Source organism: Streptomyces sp. NPDC002403 (assembly GCF_053593015.1).
Genome location: NZ_JBSFBQ010000066.1, coordinates 1 through 24,695 on the forward strand (window position 1 = coordinate 1; position 24,695 = coordinate 24,695).

Consider the following 24,695-nt stretch of genomic DNA (forward strand, 5'->3'; position numbering starts at 1 on the left):
TCGGCCAGCAGCCAGCGGACCGGAAGCTCGGTGCCTGCTGTGGCCTTGCGGATCTCACGTCCGGCGGGCCGGATCCGCAGGGCCACGAAGCGCGAATACATACGCTTGAATCCGCTGCGGCCGCTGCCCGGCCGTGATCCTTCCCTCCATTGCACCGGCCGCGCGGAAGATTTGCCGGCCGCGATGACCAGGCTCTTCACCCTCTGTGCCGGCTCGGGGTAGGCAGGAACCGGATGTGGGCCGCGGCCGGAGTAGGCCAGGATGCATGTCTGTGCGTTTTCGGGTTGCGCGGTGGTCGTGGTCGAGATGCCCACCATGTAGTCGAGACCGCGTTCTTCCAGACCGAGCCGGAAGGCGGCGGTGTCCCCGTAGCCGCCGTCGGCGATGACCTGGGGCACCTCGATGCCCCAGGACCGTTGACCCTAGGCAGACTTCCGGCGGTCGCCTCCTGCACGGGGGCGACAGCCTTTGCCGCACTCAGGCTCACGCTGGCACCCGCGATGGAAGCAGCCGTGACGGGCTCGCTGGTCACCTTACCGCCCGGGTTTTCGTCCAGCGGCCAGCTTCGAGAAGGCTCACCCCCGCTGACCGAAATCCATGGCTCCGCATGTGCGGATTGCCAGGAGCACCGCGCGCGGGGAAGCGCCGACGCGTGACGGGGCCCGAGAAGCGTGACGGGGTCAGGGAAGAGGGTGGCAGGTGATGTGGCCGCGTCAATAGAGTGAAGGGATGGGACTCTTCAAGCGGAACAAGGCGACGTCCGGCGTGCTGCTCGTGTCCGACAGGGGCATCCAGCAGGTGAAGACCGCGTCGTACGGGATGGATCTCGTGCAGGAGGTCGCTCGTCTTCTCGGTTCGGAGCACATACGCTCCACCAAGCTCGGCGAGGAGCTCACCCTCTGGTACGCCGAGGACGGCCCGGGTCGGGCGCGCTCCGGCCCGCCCAACCCCGTGGCCAGTCGGCTCGCGTCCGATCACGGCGTGGCGCCCGTCACCGGTCCCGCCGTCGTCACCGGTCCGCTGCTGTACGGCAGCCCGTACCCGCTGGGCGCCGAGGAGATCACGCAGGTCTCGGGGCGTCTGCACGGATAGCCGCGGTTCAGCCGGCCATGGCCGCCACGATGCGGGGCAGGAGTACGGCGTTGGCGCTGCCGAGTGACACCCTCGCCGGCTGTTGCCTGCCCCGTTCATGGATCCACACCAGGCCGTTCGCGACCTCGACGTCCGTGATCGAACCCCAATCGGCCTCCATGACCCCGCGCAGCGTGAGCCCGCCGCGGTGCACGCGCATCTCGCCGATGGGGAACGACCCGCCGCGCCGGATCAGGTTGAGATGCTCCGCGAGCAGCTGGGGTTCCAGGACGCGCTGCGCGAACTGGACAAGGGCCCGCCACGCTCCGGGGGCCTCGGCCCTCTTGCCGCCCTTGCTCCAGATCAGATTTCCCAGGCTCTCTGGTGAGTCCCCGTATCTGCCCACGCCGAACGTGTACGTATTGGTGTACATGGAAGGGAACAGGAAGCCCTGGTGTTTGGTCCGCGAGACGGGATACCGGACCCACTCGATCTCCTCCCAGGCCAGCGAGTCACCGCCGTACGTGATCCGCTGCTGGTCGGCGACCACGTGTGTCGTCCAGCCGACCAGACTGTCCACGAAGGGGCGCTCGGGGGCCTCCTGGCGCGGGGGGGCGGATCGCGGAGGTGCCGTGTGCGGGGATGCCGTGCGCTGGCCGTTCGCCCCGGCATAGGCCCGCAGCCACGCCGGTACCTCGGTCCGCGGGTAGGCGGCGAGGTCGTTGCGGTAGTGCGTGGGGGCGAGCAACTGCCCGTCGGGGAGCCGCTCGTCACCGTAGTCGTACTGGGTGGAGACCTGGGCCTGGCCGCCGGGCCCCTTGGTGACGGCGACCATCAGACGCAGCCACGGTCCGGCCGGCATGGCGGCCGCGAGGTGGCGCTGGCGGCGTACGAGGAGTGCTATCTGCTCCGGCACCCGTGCCTCCATGGGCCGTTCGTGCTGCCAGAAGCGCAGATCGGCCGTCTCGGCAGAGACGGCGCAGGAGAATGCTGCCACCATGCGCTCCCACTGCTGTGGTCCGCACAGCGCCAGCTGGCGGGCGATCTCGTCGGTCAGCGCGGTCACGCGGGCCGCCGTCACGTCCTCGGGCGGGGCGCCGACGACGGTGAAGTCGGTGATCGCGCCCGGCTGCCCGGACCGGGCATCGAGGCGCTCGAACTCCGCCTTGAGGTCGTTCATGAACATCTCCTCGGCGGGCGGACGCCGTACGAAGGCCTCCTCCGCGGTGAACAGGGCGGCGGCCTGTTCGGGCGGGATCGCGGAGGTGACCTCCTTGATGCGCCCCGTGTCGCCGACCATGAACACCGAACGGCCGACGGGCATGTCGAGGAAGGCCATGGGATCGCTGTCGTCGACGTCGACGGGCGCGTATACGCTCCAGCCCGCGGCGAACCGATCCGCGACCAGGCCCTGGGTCGGGTAGTCCAGGCCGCCGGTGGCGATGTGCTCCTGGACCAGGGCGATGGCGCGCCGCTCGTCGATACGTCCGACCGCACCCGGCTGCGGGGCCCTGCCCAGCGGATGGCTCGGGTCCGCCCCGTCCGGGCCCGGGTAGTGGTGGGTGAGCTCGAACCACAGGCGCATCTCGTCGGCAGTCACCGCGTTGGTCCCGGGGCTCACAGCGTCCCACGTGCCTCCGGGATCGCGGGCGTAGAGCCCGACGGACTCCCCCTGGGAGACGGTCACGTACTCGCAGGCATGGAGGTCTCCGTACGCGGCGACCACGGTGAGCGGTGGCGCGGCGGGGCGCTCCTCGCGGGCGATCTCCCTGCCGTCCATGCGCGTCGCGGCCAGTACATGGCGGGGCATCAGCACCACTCCCTTGCAGACATGGGGCACGACCGTAGCCCAAGGCGACCATCATGGTGAAGAAGGGGGGGCACGTTTCGGGGCCGCCGCCTCAAGCGGTGGAAGCGCCGCCACAACACCACCCACGCCAAGATCCGCTGCCTCGGCGAGCAGGCCATGGTGCACCCTCAAGGGGTGGCGCCTCCTGCGAAGCTCCGCCGCAGCACCAACCGCATCACCGACGTCGTCAAGCCTGTCTCCGTCCCTCACCACGCATCAGCGTGAGGTTGGAAAACGCTCAGTCCTGGCACACTCCGGACTTCCTGGCCGTGATCGTCGGCGGGATGTCCGGACGTGCTGAAGTTTGCAGCGGGCAGGGAGGTAGCAGCGGCCTGCGGCTGGCGCTACTCGGTGGTCGCGGGCTGGCGTCCGCCTGTCTGGAGCGTCCTTGATCACTGTCCACGCGCCGTCGAACGAGTCTGGGCTCCACTTCCTGATCTTCAAGGCCGGAAGTGACAGTGAGAGTTGGCCCCACCTTCAGGCCGCTCTGATGCCTCCCTCGCAATGGTCCGACGTGAGAGACTCGGCCGTTGAAGAAGGGGTGGCGGGGTGGAGGAGACGGCAGATCGAGGTCGCCTGACAATCCTGGAGACGCTGGAGCCGGGCCAGGTCTGCAAAGGGGTGGTGTCGTCCATCGAGAAGTTCGGCGTGCTCGTCGACATCGGAGGCCTCGACGGACTCGTGAATGTGACCGAGTTGGCCTGGACTCACTTCGAGGCGGCGTCGGACATCGTGGAGGTCGGACAGCAGGTCACCATCGTGGTGCTGGGCGTCGATATCGAGCGGAAACAGGCTTCCTTCTCACTGAAGGCGCTTCATCCGGATCCGCTTGAGGAGTTCGCTCGCGTTCAGTTCGGTCGCGTGATTCCGGGTCGCGTGGAGAACGTCTTCTTCAGCGTTGGAGTATTCGTGGAAGTCCACGAGAATTTCAAGGGACTAGTCCCGATGCATGAGCTCGCAGAGCGCAATGCGGATCAGCCTGAGAACGTCTTGCGGTATGGCGACGAGGTCATGGTCGAAGTCACTGGAATCGACCTATACAGACGCCGGATCCTGCTGTCCCTTCGCTCGTGATCGATATCGGATCAGTGTGAAGTCGCAGGTCACCTTGTGTTCGGCGCCGCCTGCTGGGCGCGGGTGTGGGAGAGACGCCCGCTCAGCAACCGGGCCGACGACGAGCACGACCAGGAGCACGGAGCCGGCACCGCGCCCGCGACTGCTGTCCGCCGAGCGGACCGAGCACAATGCGCTCCTGGGCACCGCTGACGCCGAGCAGCTGCCCGCGCGAAAACGCCGACAGGTCCTCAGGCCTGGGATCTCCTGCGTCATCCCTTGCAGCATCTCCTGCACTATCTGCTGCCCCCTCTCTCCACGGTTTCGGGTGTTTGTGCAGGTCACCATTCCTGTAGAGGTGTGGTCGGGGTGCTGACATCCCCCTCTGCGCACCCCCTGCCGCCCGAACTGCCGAAATGGAGAGGATGGGGGCGGCGCGGGCGGAGCGCCTCGGGGATCGGCGGCCGGCCAGTCCCTCGCGCGTCGGCGGGGCCGCGCGCCCTCAAACTCGCCTGCTGCCTCATCACTCACCGACAGATTCGCTTCCTGTGTTACTGAGGTTGAACTCGTGGAGTCGTAGGGGCTGACAGCTTGTCGCCCCTGCGGTATCACCAGGGCATGCGGTATCCACAAGGGGGCGGGCTGACCGCCGAACGGCAGTAGTTCCGCGAGGAGTTACGGCGGAAGGCGGCCGAGAGGTTCGCCCGGGGTGAGGCGAGCTCGGCAATCGCCCAGGACCTGCGGGTCAGCGTTCGCTCGGTGCAGCGGTGGCGGCGGACGTGGGACGAGGGCGGTCCGCGGGCTCTGCGGTCGCAGGGGCCGGCGTCGCTGCCGAGGCTGAGCGAGAAGCAGTTCGCCCAGTTGGAGGCGGAACTGGCCAAGGGGCCGGCCGCGCACGGCTGGGAGGACCAGCGATGGACGCTCGCGCGGATCAAGACGGTGATCGGTCGGCGCTTCCATATGAGCTACACCATCCAGGGCGTGCGGAAGCTGCTGGTGCGTAACGGCTGGTCCTGCCAGGTCCCGGCCCGACGCGCAATCGAGCGGGACGACGACACGGTGGCCGGGTGGGTCAAGGAGGTATGGCCCTGCGCGGAAGACTCGCGGCGGTGAGTGGGGCCTGGCTCGTCTTCGAGGACGAGGCCGGATTCTCCATGACGCCGCCGCAGGCCAAGACCTGGTCACAGCGCGGCCGGACACCGGTTGTGAGGGTGCGGGGCCGGTCCCGCAGACGGGTGTCCATCGCCGCGCTGACCTGCTATAAACCCGGCCGCCGATCCCGGCTGATCTACCGACCACGCCGGGACGACGGCCAACACGACGACCGCAAGAGCTTCTCCTGGCGCGACTACCGGGACCTGCTGATCGCCGCCCACCAGCAACTCGGCGGCCCGATCGTGCTCGCCTGGGACAACCTGAACGTCCACAAGGCCGCCGGACTGCGGGAGTTCGCCGAAGCCCGGGACTGGCTGACCATCTACTACCTGCCGCCCTACGCACGACCTCAACCCCGTCGAAGGGATCTGGTCCCTCCTGCGACGCGGCTGGCTCTCCAACGTCGCCTTCACCACACCCGGACACCTCGTCCAGCGCATCCGACGCGGCCTACGGCACATCCAGTACCGCAGCGACCTCATAGACGGCTGCCTCGCCGAGACCGGCCTGACCATCAATCCCTGACCGCAGACGACACCACGAGTTCAACCTCAGTAAGCAGGGGCGACAGCTGATGTCGGTGATTTAGCTAACGGCTCGGAGTTCTTCGAGGAGTTCGCCAACGCTGGCCAGGTGTGCGTATCGCGACAGTTCCGGTTCGAGGTCGTGCACCATCGTTACGCACCTGGGCGCCTCGATCCGGCTGGCCAGGTTGAGGGAGCGGGTGGCGGTTGCCGCAGCGATCTCGGGTTCACCGTGTCGGAGGTAGGTTTCGGCTTGATAGGTCAGGAACACGGATCTGGTCTTGGAACGAGTGGCGGGCAGCAGGGTGATGCCCTCGTCCATGAGCTGGTGGGCCTGGCGGCGCTGACCGAGATTCGCGAGGCAACGGCCGCTGTCCGCAGCCAGGTCGGCATGCGACATCCACGAGCACCAGGCGGGCGCGGGGTCGTACGACGGGGTGTCCAGGGCCTTCTCGGCGGCGGTGAGGGCCCGGCGGCATAGGCCGCCCTCGTCGAGAACGGCGAGGGCGCGGGCCTGGCGTAGGTGGAGGAGTGACCGCGCGGCGGGGTGCTGGGTGCGGGGGATGGCGTGTTCGAGGATGTCGGCGGCGGTGCGGGCGTCCTTGAGCCACAGCAGCTGGTATGCGAGGTCGGACAGGATGCCCGCACCGAGGTCTCGCTGGTGGCCGGTGTGGGCGTTGTGGAGTGCGGCGTGCCAGTAGCGGCCGGCGGAGGCGTGGCGGCGTTCATCGAAGTGCTGCCAGGCGATGGCCTGTGCGAGGGACGCAGCCAGGGTGTGCAGCCGCTGCCCCGCGGTGGGGGTGTATCGGGATTCGCTGATGAATTCGGTGACGGTGGTCAAGTGGGCGTTGAGTAGATGACGGGTGCGTTGCCTGCGTTCGGTGGCGAGGCGGATCAGCTCTGTCCCTGTCTCCTCCAGCCAGCCGAGCATTTCGGCATCGACTTCACCGGGCGTGGTGAGACGCGCGAACCGGCCGGGTTCGGTGACGGTCCACTGGTGGGCGAGAGCAGCTAGCGAGCCGCTGGTGTAGGCGATGAACGACCGGCGGTCCAGGGAGCACATCAGGGCCTCTCGGAGTGAGGGGACGACGTTGTGCGGGCCCAGCGGCAACGGGTTGTCCTGGCCCGGGAGCCAGTTGGGCCAGCCGAGATGGGCGACGGCCGCGTAGTCGATGCCGAGCACCTCGGCGATGAGCGGCTGGGATTCGTCTTCGTCGGGGGTCGCGCGACCGGTCTCCCACTTGGAGACCCGTGACCCTCGGGTGCCCGAGCGCAGGCCGCGCCGCTTGGCGGCCTGCCGTATGTGGCGGGCCAGTTCCTCCTGCGGCCATCCACGCTCGTTCCTGGCATACGCGAGGGGGTGGCGGATTTCATCGTCCACCCACCCATTGCACCACCCGCTCCGTGCCTGGGAGAGCTGTTCGGGGAGACCGGGGATAGGGCGGGGATAGGGGTTTCCTCTGGGCACCGAGGCCGACAGCGGCTGTACTCGTCGTGTTCCGCCCGGCACCCGTGTGACTGGGCGGGACACGGCGGCGAATCCGTTCCCTACGGCCTTGTTCCGCCCACCGGGCTGGATCGCCCCGCCCACCGGGCGTGAGCCGAACCGGAGTCGTCGCCACTGCCAAACGTCCACCGTTGTCTACGCACGGGGAGGGGCTGCCATGTCGTACGACCACTGAGCACCGGAATCCCGGGACGGGCCTGCCTGATGGGGCGGGCCCGTCCTTCCCGCTCTGGAAGGACCCGCGATGCCGTCTGTGACTGACCGCTACAACCCCTTGGACGCGAATGTCCTGCGCGATCCCTACTCGGTGCTGGCCGAACTGCAGGACCGCGAGCCGGTGTTCTGGCACGAAGGTATGAACTCGTGGGCGCTGACCCGGTACGCAGACTGCGTGCGGGTGCTGCGTGACCACGAGGCATTCGCCCGAGACCCGCGGCGTTCCGGCGGCACGGTGCCTGAGCCGAGCCTGAGCGTGCAGACGCTCGACCCTCCCCAGCAGAACGCAGTGCGCTCCCTGTTCATGACCGCGCTGCGTGCCCAGGATCTGACCGGGGTCGAGGATCGTGCCCGCCTCCTGGTGGGTGAGCGGCTCGACCAGCTTGCCGGTGCCGGCACGTTCGACGTGGTGGCCGAGATTGCGGTTCCGCTGTCCGTGGCGGTCGTGGCCGATCTGCTGGGTGTCGAACCCCCGCCGTACGGGGAGTTCGCCGCGGTGTCGGACGCGATCATGCGGAGCATGGACGGCGGCCTCAACCCGGCGCTCGTCGAGCCGGGCCGTGTCGCCCGCCGGCAGTTGAGCGACCTGGTCGACTCCTGGTTCTCGGCCTCGGGCCGACCCGGCCTGCTGGCCCGGGTGCGGCAGGCCGCGGTGCCCGACGCGCTCACTCAGCTCTACGTGAAGAACACAGCGAGGGTGATGTTCCAGGGCGGCTACAGCACGATGGCGGCAGCCATCGGCAATGCCGTGAACACCCTCCTCACCCACCCGGGGGCCTTGGAGCGAATGCGGGACGGGGCGCTGCTGGCCACAGGGGTGGACGAGCTGGTGCGCTACGACGGTCCGGTGCAGGGCACCACCCGCACGACGGTACGCGCCTGCCGGATCGGCGGCGTCGACATCGCCCCCGGGCAGAAGGTCGTCCCCCTGTTCGCGGCGGCCAACCGCGACCCGGCCGCCTTCACGCGGGCCAGCGAGCTGGTGCTGGACCGCACCCCGAACCGCCACCTCGGCTACGGGTGGGGCCCACACTCCTGCATCGGCACAACCGTCGCCCAGGCGGGGCTGCGCGCCCTGATCGCGGCCCTGAACGACCACCCTTCCCGCCTGACACCCGCCGGCGAGGGTGTCCGGCGCCGCACGGCGACCATGCGGGCCTTCGACACCCTGCCCGCCGACCTCATTCCCTGATCCCGTTCCCTTCACCGCCCGCCCTGGTGCCGCACGCCGCTCGGCCGGGTGTCCGCCCACGTCTTCAGGAGTCCACTGTGCGCATCCTCATCGGCAACCACATCGATCCCTCGATCCGCGAGCGCGGCGACATGCGGGCCTGGACGCAGCGCCTGCTGTGGTTCGCCCGCCCCGGTGACCTGCTCATCCTTTGCTGCGAGCCGGACACCGCATTCGTCGACTACGCCCTGGCCCATACCGGCGTGAACCGCGAAGAGCTGACCGTGCTTACCACACCGTCCGGAGCGTGGGACGACAGGCTGCTCGCCCCCGCCTCTCTGACCGTCCCCGCGTTCGTGGACCGAGTGCGGTCCGCGCTCGGTCCGGCCGGGGCCGGCGCGGTCAGCGAGGTGTTCGCGCTGTGGCCGTCGGCCGCCGTGGCGCGGCTCGCCGATGTCCTGGGCGTGGCCGACCGCTTCCCGGGCGCCGCGTTCTTCGGGCAGGGCGGTGGGGAGATCGGCAACAACAAGGCGAATTTCCGGGCCCTGGCGGCGGCGGCCGAGGTGCCGATCCTGCCGGGCCGGGTCTGCCGCAGCCGCACCGAAGCGATCGAGGCGACCGACGCTCTGCTGGAATGCTCCGCACCCGGTGCCGTAATGGTCAAGCAGGCCCACAACGGGGCCGGGGTCGGCAACCAGCTGCTCGTGCGCGACACGGAGATGGCCGTGGACCACGTCGGGGCCCGGCACCTGCACCACCTGACCCCGGGCCCGAACGGCGTCGCCGCATACTGGGCCGAGCGGTGGCCGTGGGCGAGCGGGGAAGGCCGCTGGCCGGTCGTCATCGAGGAGTTCGCGCCCGGCGCCGACGCTGTGTACTCCGAGCACTACGCCTCCGACGAGGGCACCCGCGCCACCGAGGCGGGCCGGCTGCTGTACGTCGGACGGCGCCTGAGCCACCAGGTCGTGCCCCTGGGCAGCGTCACCGAGGCGGCGCGGGCGGCGCTCCTGGACGGCGGCGCCCGGCTGGCCGAGGCGTACCGGGCGTTCGGCTACCGCGGGCACCTAAGCGCGGACGCATTGGTCCTGCCCGACGGGTCCGTGGTGTTCACGGAGGTCAACGCCCAAGTCTCCGGCAGCCTGCACATCTACCAGGCGATCGCCCACGGCATCGTCGACATCGTCGCCGAACCGGCCCGACAGGTGGTCGAGTACCACGTCCCGCCCACCTGGGCGGTGCCCTCGTTCACCGCCTTCCTGGCCGCGCTCGACGAGCTGGACCTTGCGTACGACCCGGCCACCCGGACCGGGGTGATCGTGTCGATGCCCGCCATCCCGCTCGCCCCCGGCGAGCCGGTGCAGTTCGTGTTCTGCCTCGCCTACGACCCCACCGAGGGCCACGCGGGCAGCTTCGACCGGCTCAACGCGCGGTTCGCGAGCGTGCCCGCCGGCACCTACGACGCCAGCCAGCACATCGGCACCGGCGCCGTGTCCTTCTCCTCCTGACCGGAAGCCCCACTCATGACCACCACCTCACTGACCGCGCCAGCCGAAGCTACCCGGCTCCTCCGCGTCTTCGACTCCGGCCGGCTCGTCGCCGAACTCACGGCCGTCACCTCGCACACCTGGAACGTGCAACGCACCCACACCTACGGCGGGCAGGCCGGACAGGCGGCTGCCATCGACTGGCGGGTCCTGCCGCTGCGCAGCCTCGGCGGTGATCCGGAGCGCACCGACCCGGGCGGCCCCGGCCCGCAGCTGTTCGCGGCCACGCGCTGGCTCGACGAGCTGCCCTACCTCGCGCAGATCCTGGACTCCGTCCCGGCCCCTCTGAACGCGGTGCGGCTGATGGCACTGGGGCCCGGCGCCGTCTCGGACCCGCACTGCGACCCCAAGTACCGCCTGGACCGCGGCATCGTGCGTCTCCACATTCCCGTCGTCACCGACCCGGGCGCCGTGCTCGTCCTGGACGGCGTCGAACACTGCTGGCAGCCGGGCACCTGCTGGTACGGCGACTTCTCCCGCGAACACCTGGTACGCAACACCAGCCAGACGGTGACCCGGATCCACGTCGTGATCGACGCCCTGCTCACCCCCGACCTCGCGGCCTGGTTCCCCGGCCCCTGGCAGGAACTCCTCACCCACGGCGAGGTCCTCCTCAACCACCCGGCCCCGGCCTGCCCGGTCTGGCCCGCCGGGCTGCCGTACGAGGCGCTGCTGCCGTCCGGGTTCGCGGACTTCGACGCGCCCGCCCCGCTAGACGGCTCTCTCATCCCCGCCCGCATCGACCAAGGCGCCGACAACATCCTCGCCCTGACGATCGCAGGGCGCACCCTCGCCCTCGTCCCAGCCAGCGGCACCGAGTTCCGGTTCTCCGGCTGGAGCGAGCAGCGCACCCTCCAGCCGGACAGCGACGGCGGCGGCCTGACCCTGCGGGTCCGCCGAGGCCGCGCACTCGCCGACCGGCACGTGACCGCCGCTCCCCGCATTCCCTGACCCGCCCCACCACGCCCGAGAGGAACCCCATGCTCCGCTTGAACAGCCACGACGACTTCACCCCGCTCAAGGAGGTCGTCGTCGGGTCCGCCGCCAACTACGTGGGACACGACCGCGACGTCAGCTTCGAGTTGTTCCACCACGAGAACCTGAAGGGCTTCCGGTCGGACTGGGCCTATCCACGCCTGACCCGGGCAACGGCCGGCCACCGGGAGAGCTGGACCATCAAGAAGCGGTACGCCGAGGAACTGCACGAGGACGTCGAGTCACTGGCCGCCACGCTCGCCGGACTCGGGGTAGTCGTACACCGGCCGCTGCCCCTGCCCTCGAACGCGAAAGCCATCGCGGGCCTGGGCTGGGAGGCCGCCCCGACCCCGGCGCTGAACATCCGCGACAACACCCTGATCCTCGGCAACGAGATCATCGAGACGCCGCCCGCGATCCGCTCCCGCTACCTGGAGACCCGCCTGCTCGCCACCGTCTTCACCGGCTACTGGGAGAACGGCGCTCGGTGGACGACGATGCCCCGCCCCACCCTCACCGACATCAGCTTCGATCTGTCGTACGCACGTGACACCGCGACCACGCTGGGCGGACCGACCGAGGCCATAGACGACCCGCAGCCGAGCCCGTACGACGTCGGCGTGGAGATGATGCTGGACGGCGCGCAGGTACTGCGGCTGGGCCGCGACCTGGTCGTCAATATCGCGCAGGAGAACCATAGCCGGGGCGCGGAATGGGTTCAGCGGCACCTGGGCGACCGGTACCGCGTCCACCGGGTGTGGCGGATGGCGGACAACCACATCGACAGCATGGTCCTCGCCCTGAAGGCGGGGGTGTTCCTGGCCCGGCACGACGGCATCCGAGACCTGATGCCCGAACCGCTGCGCTCGTGGCGCTACATCGTGCCGCCGGAGCCGGACCCGGGCGCGTTCCCGGTCTACGACGACTACAAGGACCTGGTCCTCACCAGCCCCTACATCGACCTCAACGTTCTGTCGGTCGACGAGCGCACGGTGCTGGTCAACGAGGAGTGCACCGGCCTGGTCAAGCTGCTGGAGACCGAGGCCTTCGACGTGGTGCGCGTGCGGCACCGGCACAGGAGGTTGTTCGGGGGCGGGTTTCACTGCTTCACCCTGGACACCCACCGCACCGGCGGCTTCGAGGACTACCTGTCGTGACTCTCCCGGGCGTGCTGCTGCTGGACGCGGCCGGCCCCGAGGCGGGCTTCCTCGCCGAGGCGGCGGCTGTCCGTGGGCACAAGGTTCATGCCGCGACCACCGCCGCGGCGTACACGGGCTACGGGCCGGGGCTGACGGGCGTGCTGGCCGGGCATATCGTCACGGACTTCGCCCGGCCCGACCGGGCCTTGGCCGAGCTCGCCGCGTACGCACGCCGCCGCGGCGTCGGTGCGGTGTTGACCGTGAACGAGTACCTGACTGAACTTGCCGCGCGGCTCTGCGCCGAGCTGGGTGTGCCCGGCAACGATCCGGGCCGGGCGCAGGCAGCACGGGACAAGGCGGCCATGGCCGAGGCGTTCACGGCGGCGGGGGTGCGCGTCCCGTACACGGTCCTTGCCCGGGATGACTCCGAGCTGCAGGCCGCCCTGGCGGACCGGCGGGTCGGCTTCCCATGCGTCGTCAAACCGCTGTCCGCAGCGGGCTCCGCAGGCGTCACAGTGGTGAACGGCCCGGCTGGCGCGGCCGAGGCCGCCGACTCCGCCCGCGCAGTGGTCGGCATGTACGCCAGCGGCGGGGACTCGCGTGTCTTGGTCCAGGCGTATGCAGCCGGGGCAGAGTACAGCGTCGAGTCCCTCACACAGGACGGCACAACGACGCACCTCGCGGTGACCCGGAAGCAGGTGACCGGCGGCGCGAGGAGGGTCGAGACGGGACACAGCCTCCCCATCAGCCTGCTCCCGGCCGTGCAGGCGGCCGTGTACCAGGAGGTGGAAGCAGCTATCCGGGTGGCAGGCGTCCGGCACGGTGCCTCGCACACCGAGGTCATCGTCGGCGAGGACGGGCGGTGCACGGTCATCGAGATCGGCGCCCGACTTGCCGGCGGGCAGATCGGGGTCCTGATCCAGCACGCCCTGGGCATCGACGTGTGGTCGGCGCTGCTCGACATCGCCCTCAGCCGCCCAGCCGCGTTCACCCCCACCGCCCGCGGATATGCGACCGTGCGGTTCGTGACCAGCCCGCGGGCGGGCCGGCTGACCTCTCTGTCCGGGCTTCCGAGAACGGGGCCGGGAGTGCCGTTCGTCCGGTGTCGAACGGCGATCGGCGCCATCGTCAACGAGCCGGGAGCCAACGGTCACCGGCTGGCGTCGTTCGTGGTCACCGGATCGAGTGCGGCCGAGGTCGAGGAACGGGCCGAAGCGCAATTGCGGCATATCCGTGTCCAAGTGGAGCCGCATCCGAGCGGCGAACCGCGCCCGGTCTCCGACAGCTCGGCGAGGGCGAACCGATGAGCGGGCCAGCCACTCCCAAGGAGACGCATGGCCCTATCTCCGCTCCGGTGATCACGGCTGCCTGCTTCCCTGTCCCAGCCTTGCTCCTGCGTACCAACGACGCGGCTGCCCAGCGGTCCGTACTGGCCTTTGCCCACCAGCAGGCCGAGACGGCACGCTCCTTGTGCGAGGTCCTGGGAGAAGCGCTCCGCTGGGCCCGCGACACCAGCTCCCGAGTCGCAGCGTTCACCACGATGTTCGAAGCGGCGGAAGACTGGAGGTACAAGGCGGCTGCAACCAGCCCGCACAGCACCGGTCGGTACAGCCCCCGCTGGGCGGAACAATTTCGAACTCCAGTCACCGACGACACCCCCAACCTCTTCCGCATCGGGGACCACGAGCGTTTCCGGGAAGGTGCCGCGTGGGATCCGGTCACCCGCACGTACCTGGGAGGCGCTGAGACCCCGGCCAGCCGGACCATGCGCGAGTTCGAGACGACTGCCGCCGAAAGGTTTCCCCGGTCGCCGAGTACGGACGTCATGTGCAACCGCGTCACCCTGCCCGACGGCCGAACTGCGGACGGGACGTGGCTCTTGCGCGGTGATGCCGCATGTCAGGCCGCAGCCGAGATCGCCGCCCGCATCTCAGCACGGGGCGGAGATATTTCCCGCATTATCACCGACGGGCACCTGATCTATACCTCCAGTGCGCCAGGAACTCACCGCCGCACGATCTTCCGCCAGGCCATGGCCCTGCTTGCCCGGGACCGCACCACCCCAACCGAGGCGTTGACCGCCTGGCTCCAGGCGGCCTATCTCCTGTACCAGGCTCCCCGCAAGAAGCGAGGCGCCGACGCGACGATCCGCACCTTCCTCATCGCAGCGGGCGCCCAACTGCTGCCCAGACCGCCCCTACTCCTGCACGACATCGACTTGCGTGCCTACACCCAGACACAAGCCCTGTTTGTCAGCGAGCTACGTGCCACCCAGAGCATCGCCACTACCACTGTCGGCCAACGGGCCTGATCCTCAAGTTCGATCAGTTCGGGCCAGCGTGCCCGCCTCCACTGCTCCACGGGTACGCGACCGTACGGCTCCTGATCAACTCACGTGCCAGGGCCGGCGAGTCCACATCCGTATCGAGCCAGGAGCAGGCCCGGTCAAGCCAGACCAGCGAGCACCTCGGCCATCGCGCCGTAGCTCTCGCGAACCGAGTCCGCCTTCGCCAACCGGTGGCGCTCAAGGCGGATCGCGCCCAGGTGCCGGGCTTCGTACACCCGCGCCCGCCACACTGCGGTGGACGAACGGTCCAGGGCTCCGTAGGACTCCCAGAACGCGGTCCGCTGGTCCGCCTTGGCCGTGGCCATGCGGATGGTCCAGTCAGCGGCTGGGTCGCCGAACCACGTGCGATCGAAGTCCAGCACTCCGGTGATAGTCGGCTCGGGGGCTGCCGGGGCCATCAGGACATTGACGGTCCAGAGGTCCCCGGTCAGCAGCCTCGGTTCGGTGACCTCGTCGAGCACGGCAGAGTCGTGCGAGGCCACCGCCGCGACCTTGCGCAGGTCAGCCGCGTCCAGGCCGACACTGTCCAGATCGGCGGCGATCTCCTCCAACGACGCGATCACTGCCTCACTCCACGTGGAGTACTCCGGGCCGTTGACGGGCCCGAAGTGGGGGCCGCACACGTCGTGCACGGAACGGGCGATGGCGCCCATCTGTCGGAAGAACGTCGGCCACGCAGTGCGTGGATACGTTCCCAGATGCTCGGGACCAGGAATGCCGTCCAGATGGGTCTGGATCATCCAGTCCCGACCGATCACCTCGTGCGACCAGTCCGCAGCGAGCAGCTGCGGCATCAACGGTGCGATAGCCGCTAGCCAGGGCTGGCTCGCATACTCGTTCCGCATCAAGTGGCGCTCACTGCGGAACTGGCGGCCCTCCTCCGGCGCAATCCGCAAGACCACCGGCTGCTCCCGGCCGGCCAGCCTCAAGCGGTAGACGTTGTTGTACATACCCGTGCCCAGCTCGACGGCGGACACTGGCGTGGCGGTGCCTCCGAAGGCCCGTCGGCAGACCTTCCCGATCTCCTCCGCTGTCAGTGACTGCTGGAACGCCTCCGGGGCGCGCTCAACCGGCTGAAAGTCCATGCCGCTCAGCATGCCCCGCTTGTTGGCCGTTCGTCACATCCACCGCGTACGGCGGTACGGCCGGAGTACAGCCATCCTGGTGAGACAGCGCCGCAGGCGTCGGGGATCGGTGCCATCGCCATTTGACTGACAATCGCGGGCTCCACCGACCTCGTGAGGGCATTGGGCCTCCTGGCGGCGCTGGAGGCGTTCCTCACCGCGCTGCTGGAGCGCACCGATCAGCGGCGTCGATCCGCTTGTCGACCTTCGCCGAGACCGGCAGCGGCGCCCGCGGTCGACCCGCTCTCCAACCGCTGGCCCTGCCGACACGCCAACAGCGAACTGGTCTCCGTCCAGCAGGTCACCTGCTGACTACCACCCGCCGATCATCGAGGACGGCCGGTGCGGCATCGGTGAGTTGAGCCAGAGAACCCGGGATAAGCGAGGATGAGTGGGCAGGCACGGTCTTCCGTCGTGGTGATCAGGGACTCGACACCTCATGATCACCGGGAGCCGTGCCTGCCTCAGCGTCAGCCACGGCGACCACCCTGCAGTCCCGGCCCCGTCCTCCTGAAGCCCCATCACCCCGGACACACCGTCTGAACGACGCAATTCTGACTATTGCTCCATTCGGAAGGGCCGGTAGATGCCTTCGGGATCATCGTGGGCCGATGCCGCGAACTCCTCGAAGCCCAGGTTGCCGATACTCAGGTTCGCGTAGACCTCGTGGACCCCTGCGGGGATGGTGCGGAACTCGCGGCCGAACTCGGTCAGTTGCTCGTAGTCCTCATCGTCCACGCAGTCCTCCTGCGTCAGCAGGGTGACCGCCAGCAGCGGGTGGTGTTTGGCCTGCATGCTCACCCGGTCGGCAAGGAAGACGACGGACAGGTCCTCATCAGCACCGACCGCGGTCAGTACCTCGTCGGCGGTCGCCCCCGCCCAGGCCGGATCGTTGATGAAGTGGACGTGCGCCTCGTACTGCCTGTCTCCCCAGGGCTCCATCAGCGCCACCGACACGTCCTGCCACGCCTGGTCGTCGCGGTAGTCGGTCCGGACGACCAAGGCATCGAACTCATCGCGGCGGGTGACAGCAGGCAACGTTCCCATGAATCCTTCTTCTCAGTGACGATCGGTGAACCGTGCCGTGACTGTCTCATGGACCGTCTGCCACGTCCCATGGGACCGGCGTTCCACCTGGGCGTTGACTGCGCAACCTGGCCATAAGAGCCCTCCGTCTGAGCGGACGCACCAGCAGTTCCGCCGACCTCCGCCACCACGTCCGCGACGAACCGGGGCCTTGCCACCTCGACATCACGTGATCAAATCGGACAGACTTACTGAATGACGTTGCCCTGTGCCCATTCCGTCACTCTCCCCACGAATCGGAATTATCGGCCCGGAGCGCTGGGTGCAGCCTGATCGATACGTCCTTGATCGTTATTTTCCTCTGAATTCTGTCTTTTCTGCTGAGTGAAATCTGCGGCACGTTTGGACCGTAGTGCATGTGGTCTGCCGGAGGTTCGGCACCAAGCCCCTGGTTTTTGCTGGCAGGCAGGGCAGGTAACGTCGTACGCCTGCCACACAGTCCGGGTTTCTTTTCCCTCCGTCTGGCGTTCTTCGATGTCCCCGATGAGCAGCCGCAGCCGGTCGGCATGGGGCGTCCCTCGTAACTGCCCCGTACGGGGGCCGTCAAGGATGACGCACTGCTGTCCGTGATCTGCCGCGCAGAGCGGACACATCTTCGTGGTCCAGTACCCCCGGCCGACCAGCTGGTGCAACGGACCTGGCGTCGGAGAGCGGGGTGGCAGAACGAGGAGCGACCTGAGGCGTTCCTCCCACAAGGCGAGCTGGGCGCGTTGGTGTGGCACGCCTCTTCCGACCCTGCGAAGTTCGTCAGCCTCTCGGGACATCTGCTGGACCTTCCTGGTCAGCAGCTCTGGGTCGCCGTTGGCTGGAATATGGCTCACTTCTTCGAGAAGAGTATTCAACCGGTCGATCGCGGCTGGAATCGCGGCCGCTAGGTAGTCAACAGCTGCACGGATCGCCTCTTTCTCCTCCCCGGTCTGGTCAACCTTGGTGGCCTTTTTAGCCTGCGCGATCAAGCTCTTAACCTGGCTGATCTTCTGAGCGGCCACAGCCTGATCAAGTAGGGAGACCTGCGTCCGGCGAGATTCGACTTCTTTCTCCACCCAGAGCGAGGCACTGAACCTCTTCCCAGTAGTGGGCGGCGGCTGCGACGACCGCTTGAAAGTCGTGCAGCGACATGACTGCGACGTGGGGCGTGCGCGTCCCCACGGGCGGTTCGGCGGGCTCGCCGATCACGATCGCGTTCGTGCCGTGGACATACCCGCGGACCAGGCAATGGTCGAGGGACTCGGCGGCTCCCAGCAGCGATGGATCGTTTAGGGCGGCATCGGAGCGCAACACGGACAGCGTCGCGGCAGGGTCAGCGTCGGGCTGGGCCAGACGCGGGTCCTCAAGCCTGGCCATGTTCTGCAGTGTCAGCATCATCGAGCCGAGGATGCAGGGCTCTGAATCGCCCATGATGATCGAGTCCACGATGAGTTGGAAACGAAAGAAGCGCGCATCCCAGGGGTCACCTGCTGGGGTCAAGATCAGACCGAATCGGCCGTCGTCGGTTGAGATGCGCATGCCTATGACCTCTCGTGGTGTTCCTCGGCTTCTGATGCTAGAAGCTGCCGAGCGGCGTCGCCGTAGCGGATGGCGGTCTTCTCGTCGATGCCGAAGACGAGCGCGAGGTGGAGCGGGTCGGCGCCGTGAGTGAGGGCCTCTTCGAGCTGTCGGTCGACGCGAAGCCGTTCCAGGGTGACGGTGAGGTTGCGGATGGCTCGGGTGGTCCAGAGCTTGCCGGCCGGGCCGAGTTCGACGGCGGTCTTCTGGGTGATCAGCAGGTAAGGGTTGGCCGTGTTCGGCCAGCGGCTGCGGCGGTGGTCGAGCCAGTCCAGGACGGCACGGCGGGTGAGGTCATCGAGTGGGCGGACGTGGCCGCCGACGGTACCTGTTGCCCAGGTCGACGTCGTCCAGCTGCATCGTCCGGATCATCTTCGGCCGTGCCGCGTGGACGGCGGCCAGGGCGACGATGAGCCTGATGTCTGGGGTGCTGGCGGTGGCGATGGCCTCGTCGATGTCCGCCTGGACGAGGGCTTGGAGGACGCCACCGGTCTGTCGCGGGACACGCATGCGGATCGTGGGGTTGCGGAAGATCTGGCCGTTGTTCTTCGCGTGCCGGAGCGGCGACCGCAGCGCGACGATCCGGCTCGCGCTCTGTTTGCCGGTGACAGCGTTCCGGACCGCGATGATGTCTTCCCGGGTGACCTCTCGCAGGTGGTCGTAGCGGCTGGACCACTCCAGCAGCACCGGCTGGATCTCGCCCAGGTAGGCCCATGCCGTGTGCCGGGAGCGAGGCTCGGACCGCGGGCCACCGTCGAGGAGAGTGCGGATCCAGGCTTCGACGGCGCGATGGATGCCCGGGGGCATCCCGTCAAGTTTTCGCTCCAACCACCGGTCGACTGCAGGTGCCCGGTCGTCGGTGAACAGGCCCAGACGGTCGAGAACTTCGGCGATCCGCACGACGGGAAGCCCACGGACGCGCAGGGCCGGGAAGAGCTCGGAGTGCCGGATCGACTCACCTTCGCGGAAGCCGGACAGTACGATTACCAGGGCTCGGTGGCTTCGCAACGGTCCCCCTGCTCGCATGGCGCCAGGGAGGCGGCCGGCACGCCGACCCGGGCTTCGTCCGCTCAGCCTGGTTCCCGTGGCTGTTCACCACCGGACAGGGCGTGGCCTACAGCTCTCCCCTCAGCAACGCGAACATCTTCGTGCTGATCCTGGGCTGGGGCGGGTTCATCTACGCCGGGATGGTCGCCCTGTACTTCCTCGCACGCGCCCTGTGGTCCACCGACGAACAGGCCGCACGCGAGACCGCGCCTGGTGACTGGCTGTGTAGGTGAGCGCTGAGAGCGGGTGTCGGTGTGTTCTGGCATCAGTTCTTGATCGAGGTGCCGGGAGATGTCGGTGGGAAGCGAGAGCACCCGGGGGCGTGTCGGTGGGTCGGGACGCGTGGGGCCCCCGCCGGGTGGTGGTTCGGCAGGGGCCCGTAGGGGTGCGCCCAGTGGTTGTGCTGCCGCGTCACCAGCGTGGGAGCACCTTCAGCGTGAGGGTTTCGGGGTTGCTGCTGTTGCTCTGGTAGACGGTGTCGCCGCTGTAGACGGCCGTGATGGTGTGCGTGCCGGCGCTCTGGAACGAGGTGGTGACCATCGCGGCGGCGCAGTTCCGGCGGAAGGGCCTCAGGGGGGCGGTGCCCAGGGTTGTGTGGGTCGTGGTGTCGGTGAATGTCACGGTTCCGGTGGGCCTTGTCGTGGCGCTCGTGTCGGTGGGGCAGACCGAATCGCGTAGTTGCACCCTCTGACCGACTCGTGGGGTCCGGTGCGGGTGCGAGACCAGATCCGTGGTCACGGGCTTGCCCGGGGTGAGGTAGCTGATGGTGATGCCCGCGGCGGCGCTGGTCACCGTGGGGCCGGTGCCGCCGGTGGGGACCAGGGACGAGCCGCCGCCTCCGCCACCCCCGCCGCCGCTCGGAGTGATGAAGGGGTTGATGTTGCCGCCGCCGCCTCCGCCGTAGTAGCCCCCGCCTCCGCCGCCACCGGTCAGGGAGCTGCCCGGGCCGCCGCCGGTGCCGCCGACACCGAGCGTGCCGGGCCCACCGCCGAACACCCCGCCCCCGCCGGTGCCGCCGGTCCCGCCGTGGGTGGACGTGCCCGCCCCGCCGCCGTCTCCTCCGCTGCAGGTCGCGTCCGCGCCCGGCTGACCGGCGTCTCCGCCCGGGCTTCCGGTGCACTGGCCAGCCCAGCCGGCTCCGCCGCCGCCCGCGGCCACGATGAGGCGGGAGTCGGTGGTGGTCAGGGGGGTGGTACCGGGCAGGGTGCGGATGTCGGAGGCCCCGCCGCCACCTCCGCCGAAGCGGGTGCTGCCGCCGCCGTTGAAGCCACCGGCGCACTGGGCGAAACTGGCGCACGAGCCGCCGCTGCCGTTGGTGGGGGTGCCGCCGACTTCGACGTAGAGGGTCTGCCCGCCGGACAGCCCGGTGAGCGTGCCGGACACCTGGGCGCCCCGGCCGCCGCTCACGCCGTTGTCCTCCACGCCGCCGCCGGCGCCGATCGCCATGACGTCGACATGCGTGACACCGCTGGGCACGGTGAAGGTCTGCTCGGCGCCGGTGAAGGCGAACGTGCAGGTGGTGGTGGGGCCGGACACCGTGCAGGTGCCCTGCGCGTGGGCGGCCCCGGACAGCGCCACCGGAGCGATGACGGCGGTACAGAACACGCCGGCCGCCACGGCCAGCGCCCGGCCCCGACCGACGGCCGAACCGGCACGAGGCCCGGCACCAGGATCCGACCGGCGGGCAGCATCCGACAGTGAGAACGTCACGATCCACTCCAGAAGACGGAAGAGAGCCTCTCGGCGGGGTATTTCCTTCCGCCACTGTGGATCACCCGGCCAGGGCCACGGCCCGCCTTCGGCCTGACACACCGTCGGTTCACACCAGCGGGTCCCCGGGCCCGGCCTTCGGCCCCACCCGAGTCCGAGATCACGATCACGGTCTCGAAGCAAGCACTCGAGTGCTCTCAAAACTCGGCGATCCCGCGCGACTGGAGCATCGGGTGCTCTCGTCCCCGAGCAACAGATGCTCTCGCAACTCGGCTCTGGCACAGATCTTGGGGAGCCGTCGCGGAGCGTTATCTCGATGTTCGATTGCGAGGAGTCTGGCTCGTGCGAGACGGCGTACGCCTTGGCGTCTGACAGCCATAAGTGACGCTCCCTCAGGTGCATTCCGTTCGCTGCTCTGGCCGGCAGTGGACGGTGATGGTGCTGGGCATGCAGACCGATGCACCGTTCTGGAACTCGCTGGTGTTCGACGGAATCAATGATGTGGAGGTCGAGGCGGTTACGGCCGCGTTTGGCACGGTTGAGGTGGTGGCGAGAGGCCGCGCGGCCGGGGCGGCGTGTCCGGACTGCGGCCGCTTTTCGGGCCGGGTCCACGATCGTTACCAGCGCAGGCTGAAGGACCTTCCGCTCGCTGAGCAGGGCTTTGTGATCCGGCTGACGGTCCGGCGCTTCATCTGCGGGTCAGCGGACTGCCCGCGCCGGACGTTCGCCGAGCCGTTCGCCCGGCTGGCCGCGCCATACGCGCGGTTCACCTCGCGGCTCAACCGTGCCCTGGAGCGGGTGGGGCTCGCCCTGGCCGGGCGGGCCGCTGCCCGGCTGGCCGCCCAGCTGGGCTTCGGCGCGGGACGGATGACCTTGTTACGCAGGGTCATGGCATTGCCCGATCCGCGGTACAGCACGCCGCGGGTGCTGGGCGTGGACGACTTCGCGATCCGTCGCGGCCAGACCTACTCCACCGTTCTGACCAGCGTCGAAGACCGTCGCGTGGTCGATGTGCTTCCCACGCGTGAAGCCGGGCCGCTGGCCGCCTGGCTGGACCGCCACCCCGGCGTGGAGATCATCTGCCGGGACCGGGCGGGCGCTTACGCCGAGGGCGCCCGGCGCGGTGCACCCGATGCTCTGCAGGTCGCCGACCGGTTCCATCTGTGGCAGGGCCTCGGCCGCGCCGTGGAGACCTGCGTCGCCGCCCACCGCGACTGCCTGCGAACCCCGACGCCCAGCGGCATGCAGCAGGAGGCCACCGAACGGGCTCCCGGTCGGCTGAAGGACGACGCGGAGCCCGTCGGTCGGCGGGCCGAGCGCAAGAAGGCCGCCCATGCCCTGGTCCACGAAATGCTCGCCCAGGGCCACTCACGCCGGGCGATCGCTCGGCACCTGGGCTGGGGCCTGAACACCGTGCTCCGGTACGCCAACGCCGCACGCTGGCAGGACACCATCCGCGACAACCGGCCCCGGCCCAGCAGACTGGACCCCTACAAGCCCTACCTGGAACGGCGATTTACTGAAGGATGCACCAGCGTCACTCGGCTCCACGGCGAGCTGATCGCTGAGCAGGCTCCGGTCACCTACGGCATGGTCCGCGCGCACATCGCCACCTTGCGCGGGATTCCGTACGCCGCCCCGCCACGGCCGCCGACGGTGCGGCAGGTGACCGGCTGGCTCACCCAGCACCCCGCGGCCCTGGGCGAGGAGGACCGGGCCGGTCTGAAGGACGTCCTGGCCCGCTGCCCCGAACTGGACACGGTGTCTGGACACGTCCGGGACTTCGGTGAGATGCTCACCGGCCGCCTCGGCGCCACGCTCCCCACCTGGATCGACGCAGTCGACGCCAGCCGGCTGCTCGGGCTCGCCGGCTTCGCACTGCACCTGCGTCGGGACCTCGACGCCGTGGCTGCCGGCCTCACTCTGGACTGGAGTTCCGGCAGCATCGAGGGCGCCGTGAACCGCATCAAGAAGATCAAGCGGCAGCTCTACGGCCGGGTCGGATTCGAACTGCTACGCAAGATGATCTTGCTTCAATAGCGCATCGCCCGGGTGCCGGCTCGCCGACTTCCCGACCCCTTGAGATCAGAGTTCGGCCGTCCAGATCCCGACAGGATGGTCACGCGAAGGAAGCCACAACTGAGGCTGTGAGTCGCGATGCCTCTCGTCAGCCTGCCCATCCCAGTGGAAACGGCCCTCGACATCAGGCCACGCGACTTGCAGCACGGGGAGAGGTGGCCGCCGGTAGAACCCGATGGCCTGCCCGAAGAAGGTCCGGTGCCAGCTGCGATCGACCTGCCTGAGCGCGACTTGATACCCGTGGATAACATCAGGATGGCTCTGGCCGTCCGCCAGCACTTTGCCCGCGGCGGACTTCTCTCCGAGGGTGTTGAGCATGCGGTGCATGTCGTGGACATCGAGCCCGAACATGGCGAGTTCAGGTCCGCCATGCGTGTGCGCGAGGCCGATCGTGTAGGCGAATCCAGGACCGATCTCGTCTTCGGGAACCATCACGACGTGCCATCCGTGCTGCTGCACATGGTCGATGACCGTCAGATCCATGCGGTCCGCTTCGTCCCGGTCGCCGTAGTCATGGCAAAGGACACAGCGGCACTGGAACGGATCATCACTCATGTGCGGAGGGTACGAGGTGAGCCCTCACGTCGAGCCCGCGGGGTCTGGACCCCTCTCAATCGAACAGCGCCATCACCCTCCGCAACAACTCCCCAAGATCTGTGAGAACCCGCAACTCACGTATGAAGCCAGGCGACGGAACCACGCGGCCGGAGCTCCACGAGCCGGAGGCCGACGCCTGAGCCGTGCCCAGTCCGCGGCCCGGCGTTCGTCTCCGGGGTCTCGCCGTTGGCGCTGTTGGACAGATGAGGCATCGGGCGGTAGCTGGAGGTAGAAGTCGCGATCGCGCCGAGGGCGACCGCTATCGCTGGGGGCGACATGGCCGGTGGCCGCCGGGTCCTGGAAGGGGTGGAGCCCTCGGCGATCCCGTGGGGGTCGGGGCCCGAATACCAAGATCATGGCCCGAATTGGTGCTCTTATCGGAATTGCATGCCGATTGCCCGCCTGATGCCGACGAAACTGTCCGATCGGCCCGGACTTCTATAGGAAATGTGAGCATTTGCCCGAATGGCATTGGGCAGAGCGTGTCATTACGCTCACGGAGCGCGAACCCGCTCTTCTCACGGATCCGGGCCCGCGCTCCCAATGTGATGTCGACCCAGGAGGTCTCTATGCCTTCGTCCCCGGATCGGTTCCGAGTCAAACGCCTCGGGCGCCGACTCGCAGGTGACAGTAACAAACAGGTCGCGGCCGAGAACATGTCTGTCAACAGTGCGGCAGCCGCGGGCAACACCCCCCAGCCCGCCCCCGCCGCCGCGGGCATCGCCGTTCCGCCGCTGCTCGTCGTCCCCGGATCGCCCGGATACGCGGCGCTGGCCCTCATGCTGGCCCCTGTGGCCCTGTGGGCGCTCGTCGTATGGATGAGTACGCGCAGCAGTTCGAAGTCCCGCTGACGGACTCTCAGCAGTGCCCCGGGGTGTTTCTCCGACGAAACGGCCGTGCGGCACCGCTTTTCATCACGATTCCCGGGCGGCGGAATCCCTTTCGTCGCCCGGGGC

General features: G+C 68.9%; 21 protein-coding genes and 3 pseudogenes. 14 read left to right on the top strand and 10 right to left on the bottom strand.

Going from position 1 to position 24,695, the window contains the following annotated elements; translation table 11 throughout:
* Positions 1-416: pseudogene (locus ACWCPY_RS37760) on the bottom strand (transposase); the annotation flags it as partial.
* A gap of 313 nt (positions 417-729) precedes the next feature.
* Between ACWCPY_RS37760 and ACWCPY_RS37765 the strand changes: the two are divergent.
* A complete protein-coding gene (locus ACWCPY_RS37765) occupies positions 730-1,092 on the top strand; it encodes a hypothetical protein (RefSeq protein WP_451272866.1) in 363 nt (120 codons plus the stop codon).
* A 7-nt stretch (positions 1,093-1,099) separates the two neighbouring features.
* Here the strand turns inward: ACWCPY_RS37765 and ACWCPY_RS37770 are convergent, their stop codons facing one another.
* Positions 1,100-2,881 carry a hypothetical protein gene (locus ACWCPY_RS37770; protein WP_451272868.1) on the bottom strand — a complete coding sequence of 594 codons (1,782 nt, stop codon included), beginning with the start codon at positions 2,879-2,881 and terminating at the stop codon, positions 1,100-1,102.
* A 75-nt stretch (positions 2,882-2,956) separates the two neighbouring features.
* Here ACWCPY_RS37770 and ACWCPY_RS37775 point away from each other — a divergent pair.
* The 3 genes and pseudogenes from ACWCPY_RS37775 to ACWCPY_RS37785 all read left to right on the top strand — a co-directional run.
* A pseudogene (locus ACWCPY_RS37775) lies at positions 2,957-3,145 on the top strand (IS5/IS1182 family transposase); the annotation flags it as partial.
* Between the two features lie 324 nt (positions 3,146-3,469).
* Positions 3,470-3,994 (top strand): S1 RNA-binding domain-containing protein, encoded by a 525-nt coding sequence (locus ACWCPY_RS37780; protein ID WP_451272870.1) that lies wholly within the window; start codon positions 3,470-3,472, stop codon positions 3,992-3,994.
* A 597-nt stretch (positions 3,995-4,591) separates the two neighbouring features.
* A pseudogene (locus tag ACWCPY_RS37785) lies at positions 4,592-5,653 on the top strand (IS630 family transposase).
* 60 nt (positions 5,654-5,713) lie between these two features.
* Here the strand turns inward: ACWCPY_RS37785 and ACWCPY_RS37790 are convergent.
* On the bottom strand, positions 5,714-7,033 hold the full coding sequence (locus ACWCPY_RS37790) for a helix-turn-helix domain-containing protein (RefSeq protein ID WP_451272872.1): 1,320 nt from the start codon (positions 7,031-7,033) through the stop codon (positions 5,714-5,716).
* Between the two features lie 370 nt (positions 7,034-7,403).
* Here ACWCPY_RS37790 and ACWCPY_RS37795 point away from each other — a divergent pair, with 370 nt between their 5' ends.
* From ACWCPY_RS37795 to ACWCPY_RS37820, 6 genes are all read left to right on the top strand, one after another.
* Positions 7,404-8,567, top strand: a complete 1,164-nt coding sequence (locus ACWCPY_RS37795; protein WP_451272874.1) for a cytochrome P450 — start codon at positions 7,404-7,406, stop codon at positions 8,565-8,567.
* Positions 8,568-8,644: 77 nt separating this feature from the next.
* The gene (locus tag ACWCPY_RS37800; protein WP_451272876.1) at positions 8,645-10,051 is read left to right on the top strand and encodes a preATP grasp domain-containing protein; all 1,407 of its coding nucleotides are present in this window, start codon (positions 8,645-8,647) and stop codon (positions 10,049-10,051) included.
* Between the two features lie 15 nt (positions 10,052-10,066).
* Positions 10,067-11,041, top strand: coding sequence for an aspartyl/asparaginyl beta-hydroxylase domain-containing protein (locus ACWCPY_RS37805; RefSeq protein ID WP_451272878.1), 975 nt, complete (start codon positions 10,067-10,069; stop codon positions 11,039-11,041).
* 29 nt (positions 11,042-11,070) lie between these two features.
* The gene (locus tag ACWCPY_RS37810) at positions 11,071-12,222 is read left to right on the top strand and encodes a glycine amidinotransferase (protein ID WP_451272880.1); all 1,152 of its coding nucleotides are present in this window, start codon (positions 11,071-11,073) and stop codon (positions 12,220-12,222) included.
* Positions 12,219-13,511: an ATP-grasp domain-containing protein gene (locus ACWCPY_RS37815; protein ID WP_451272882.1), complete on the top strand. Its 1,293-nt coding sequence runs from the start codon at positions 12,219-12,221 to the stop codon at positions 13,509-13,511. Before ACWCPY_RS37810 ends, ACWCPY_RS37815 begins: the two co-directional genes overlap by 4 nt.
* Before the next feature lie 80 nt (positions 13,512-13,591).
* Positions 13,592-14,515, top strand: a complete 924-nt coding sequence (locus tag ACWCPY_RS37820) for a hypothetical protein (protein WP_451272884.1) — start codon at positions 13,592-13,594, stop codon at positions 14,513-14,515.
* 134 nt (positions 14,516-14,649) lie between these two features.
* Here ACWCPY_RS37820 and ACWCPY_RS37825 read toward each other — a convergent pair whose 3' ends face one another.
* Positions 14,650-15,648, bottom strand: a complete 999-nt coding sequence (locus ACWCPY_RS37825; protein WP_451272886.1) for a phosphotransferase family protein — start codon at positions 15,646-15,648, stop codon at positions 14,650-14,652.
* 141 nt (positions 15,649-15,789) lie between these two features.
* Here ACWCPY_RS37825 and ACWCPY_RS37830 point away from each other — a divergent pair, with 141 nt between their 5' ends.
* Complete coding sequence (locus ACWCPY_RS37830; RefSeq protein WP_451272888.1) at positions 15,790-15,987, top strand: hypothetical protein; 198 nt, start codon at positions 15,790-15,792, stop codon at positions 15,985-15,987.
* Positions 15,988-16,233: 246 nt separating this feature from the next.
* Here the strand turns inward: ACWCPY_RS37830 and ACWCPY_RS37835 are convergent, their stop codons facing one another.
* The 4 genes from ACWCPY_RS37835 to ACWCPY_RS37850 all read right to left on the bottom strand — a co-directional run bounded on the left by ACWCPY_RS37835 (position 16,234) and on the right by ACWCPY_RS37850 (position 19,206).
* Entirely contained in the window at positions 16,234-16,722 is a 489-nt protein-coding gene (locus tag ACWCPY_RS37835; protein ID WP_451272890.1) for a DUF6924 domain-containing protein, read from the bottom strand.
* Between the two features lie 281 nt (positions 16,723-17,003).
* On the bottom strand, positions 17,004-17,525 hold the full coding sequence (locus ACWCPY_RS37840; RefSeq protein WP_451272926.1) for a zinc finger domain-containing protein: 522 nt from the start codon (positions 17,523-17,525) through the stop codon (positions 17,004-17,006).
* A gap of 232 nt (positions 17,526-17,757) precedes the next feature.
* Positions 17,758-18,267 (bottom strand): hypothetical protein, encoded by a 510-nt coding sequence (locus ACWCPY_RS37845; RefSeq protein ID WP_451272892.1) that lies wholly within the window; start codon positions 18,265-18,267, stop codon positions 17,758-17,760.
* Positions 18,268-18,600: 333 nt separating this feature from the next.
* The gene (locus ACWCPY_RS37850) at positions 18,601-19,206 is read right to left on the bottom strand and encodes a hypothetical protein (RefSeq protein ID WP_451272894.1); all 606 of its coding nucleotides are present in this window, start codon (positions 19,204-19,206) and stop codon (positions 18,601-18,603) included.
* Between the two features lie 209 nt (positions 19,207-19,415).
* Between ACWCPY_RS37850 and ACWCPY_RS37855 the strand changes: the two genes are divergently transcribed.
* Positions 19,416-19,586, top strand: coding sequence for a hypothetical protein (locus ACWCPY_RS37855; RefSeq protein WP_451272896.1), 171 nt, complete (start codon positions 19,416-19,418; stop codon positions 19,584-19,586).
* A 178-nt stretch (positions 19,587-19,764) separates the two neighbouring features.
* On the opposite strand, the gene ACWCPY_RS37860 is transcribed toward ACWCPY_RS37855, so the two are convergent.
* A complete protein-coding gene (locus ACWCPY_RS37860; RefSeq protein WP_451272898.1) occupies positions 19,765-20,958 on the bottom strand; it encodes an Ig-like domain-containing protein in 1,194 nt (397 codons plus the stop codon).
* 552 nt (positions 20,959-21,510) lie between these two features.
* Here ACWCPY_RS37860 and ACWCPY_RS37865 point away from each other — a divergent pair.
* On the top strand, positions 21,511-23,103 hold the full coding sequence (locus ACWCPY_RS37865; RefSeq protein ID WP_451272900.1) for an ISL3 family transposase: 1,593 nt from the start codon (positions 21,511-21,513) through the stop codon (positions 23,101-23,103).
* A gap of 45 nt (positions 23,104-23,148) precedes the next feature.
* Here the strand turns inward: ACWCPY_RS37865 and ACWCPY_RS37870 are convergent, their stop codons facing one another.
* Positions 23,149-23,697 (bottom strand): DUF4262 domain-containing protein, encoded by a 549-nt coding sequence (locus ACWCPY_RS37870; RefSeq protein ID WP_451272902.1) that lies wholly within the window; start codon positions 23,695-23,697, stop codon positions 23,149-23,151.
* A gap of 698 nt (positions 23,698-24,395) precedes the next feature.
* Here ACWCPY_RS37870 and ACWCPY_RS37875 point away from each other — a divergent pair.
* Positions 24,396-24,590 (top strand): hypothetical protein, encoded by a 195-nt coding sequence (locus ACWCPY_RS37875; RefSeq protein ID WP_451272904.1) that lies wholly within the window; start codon positions 24,396-24,398, stop codon positions 24,588-24,590.
* The last annotated feature ends 105 nt before the right edge of the window (positions 24,591-24,695 follow it).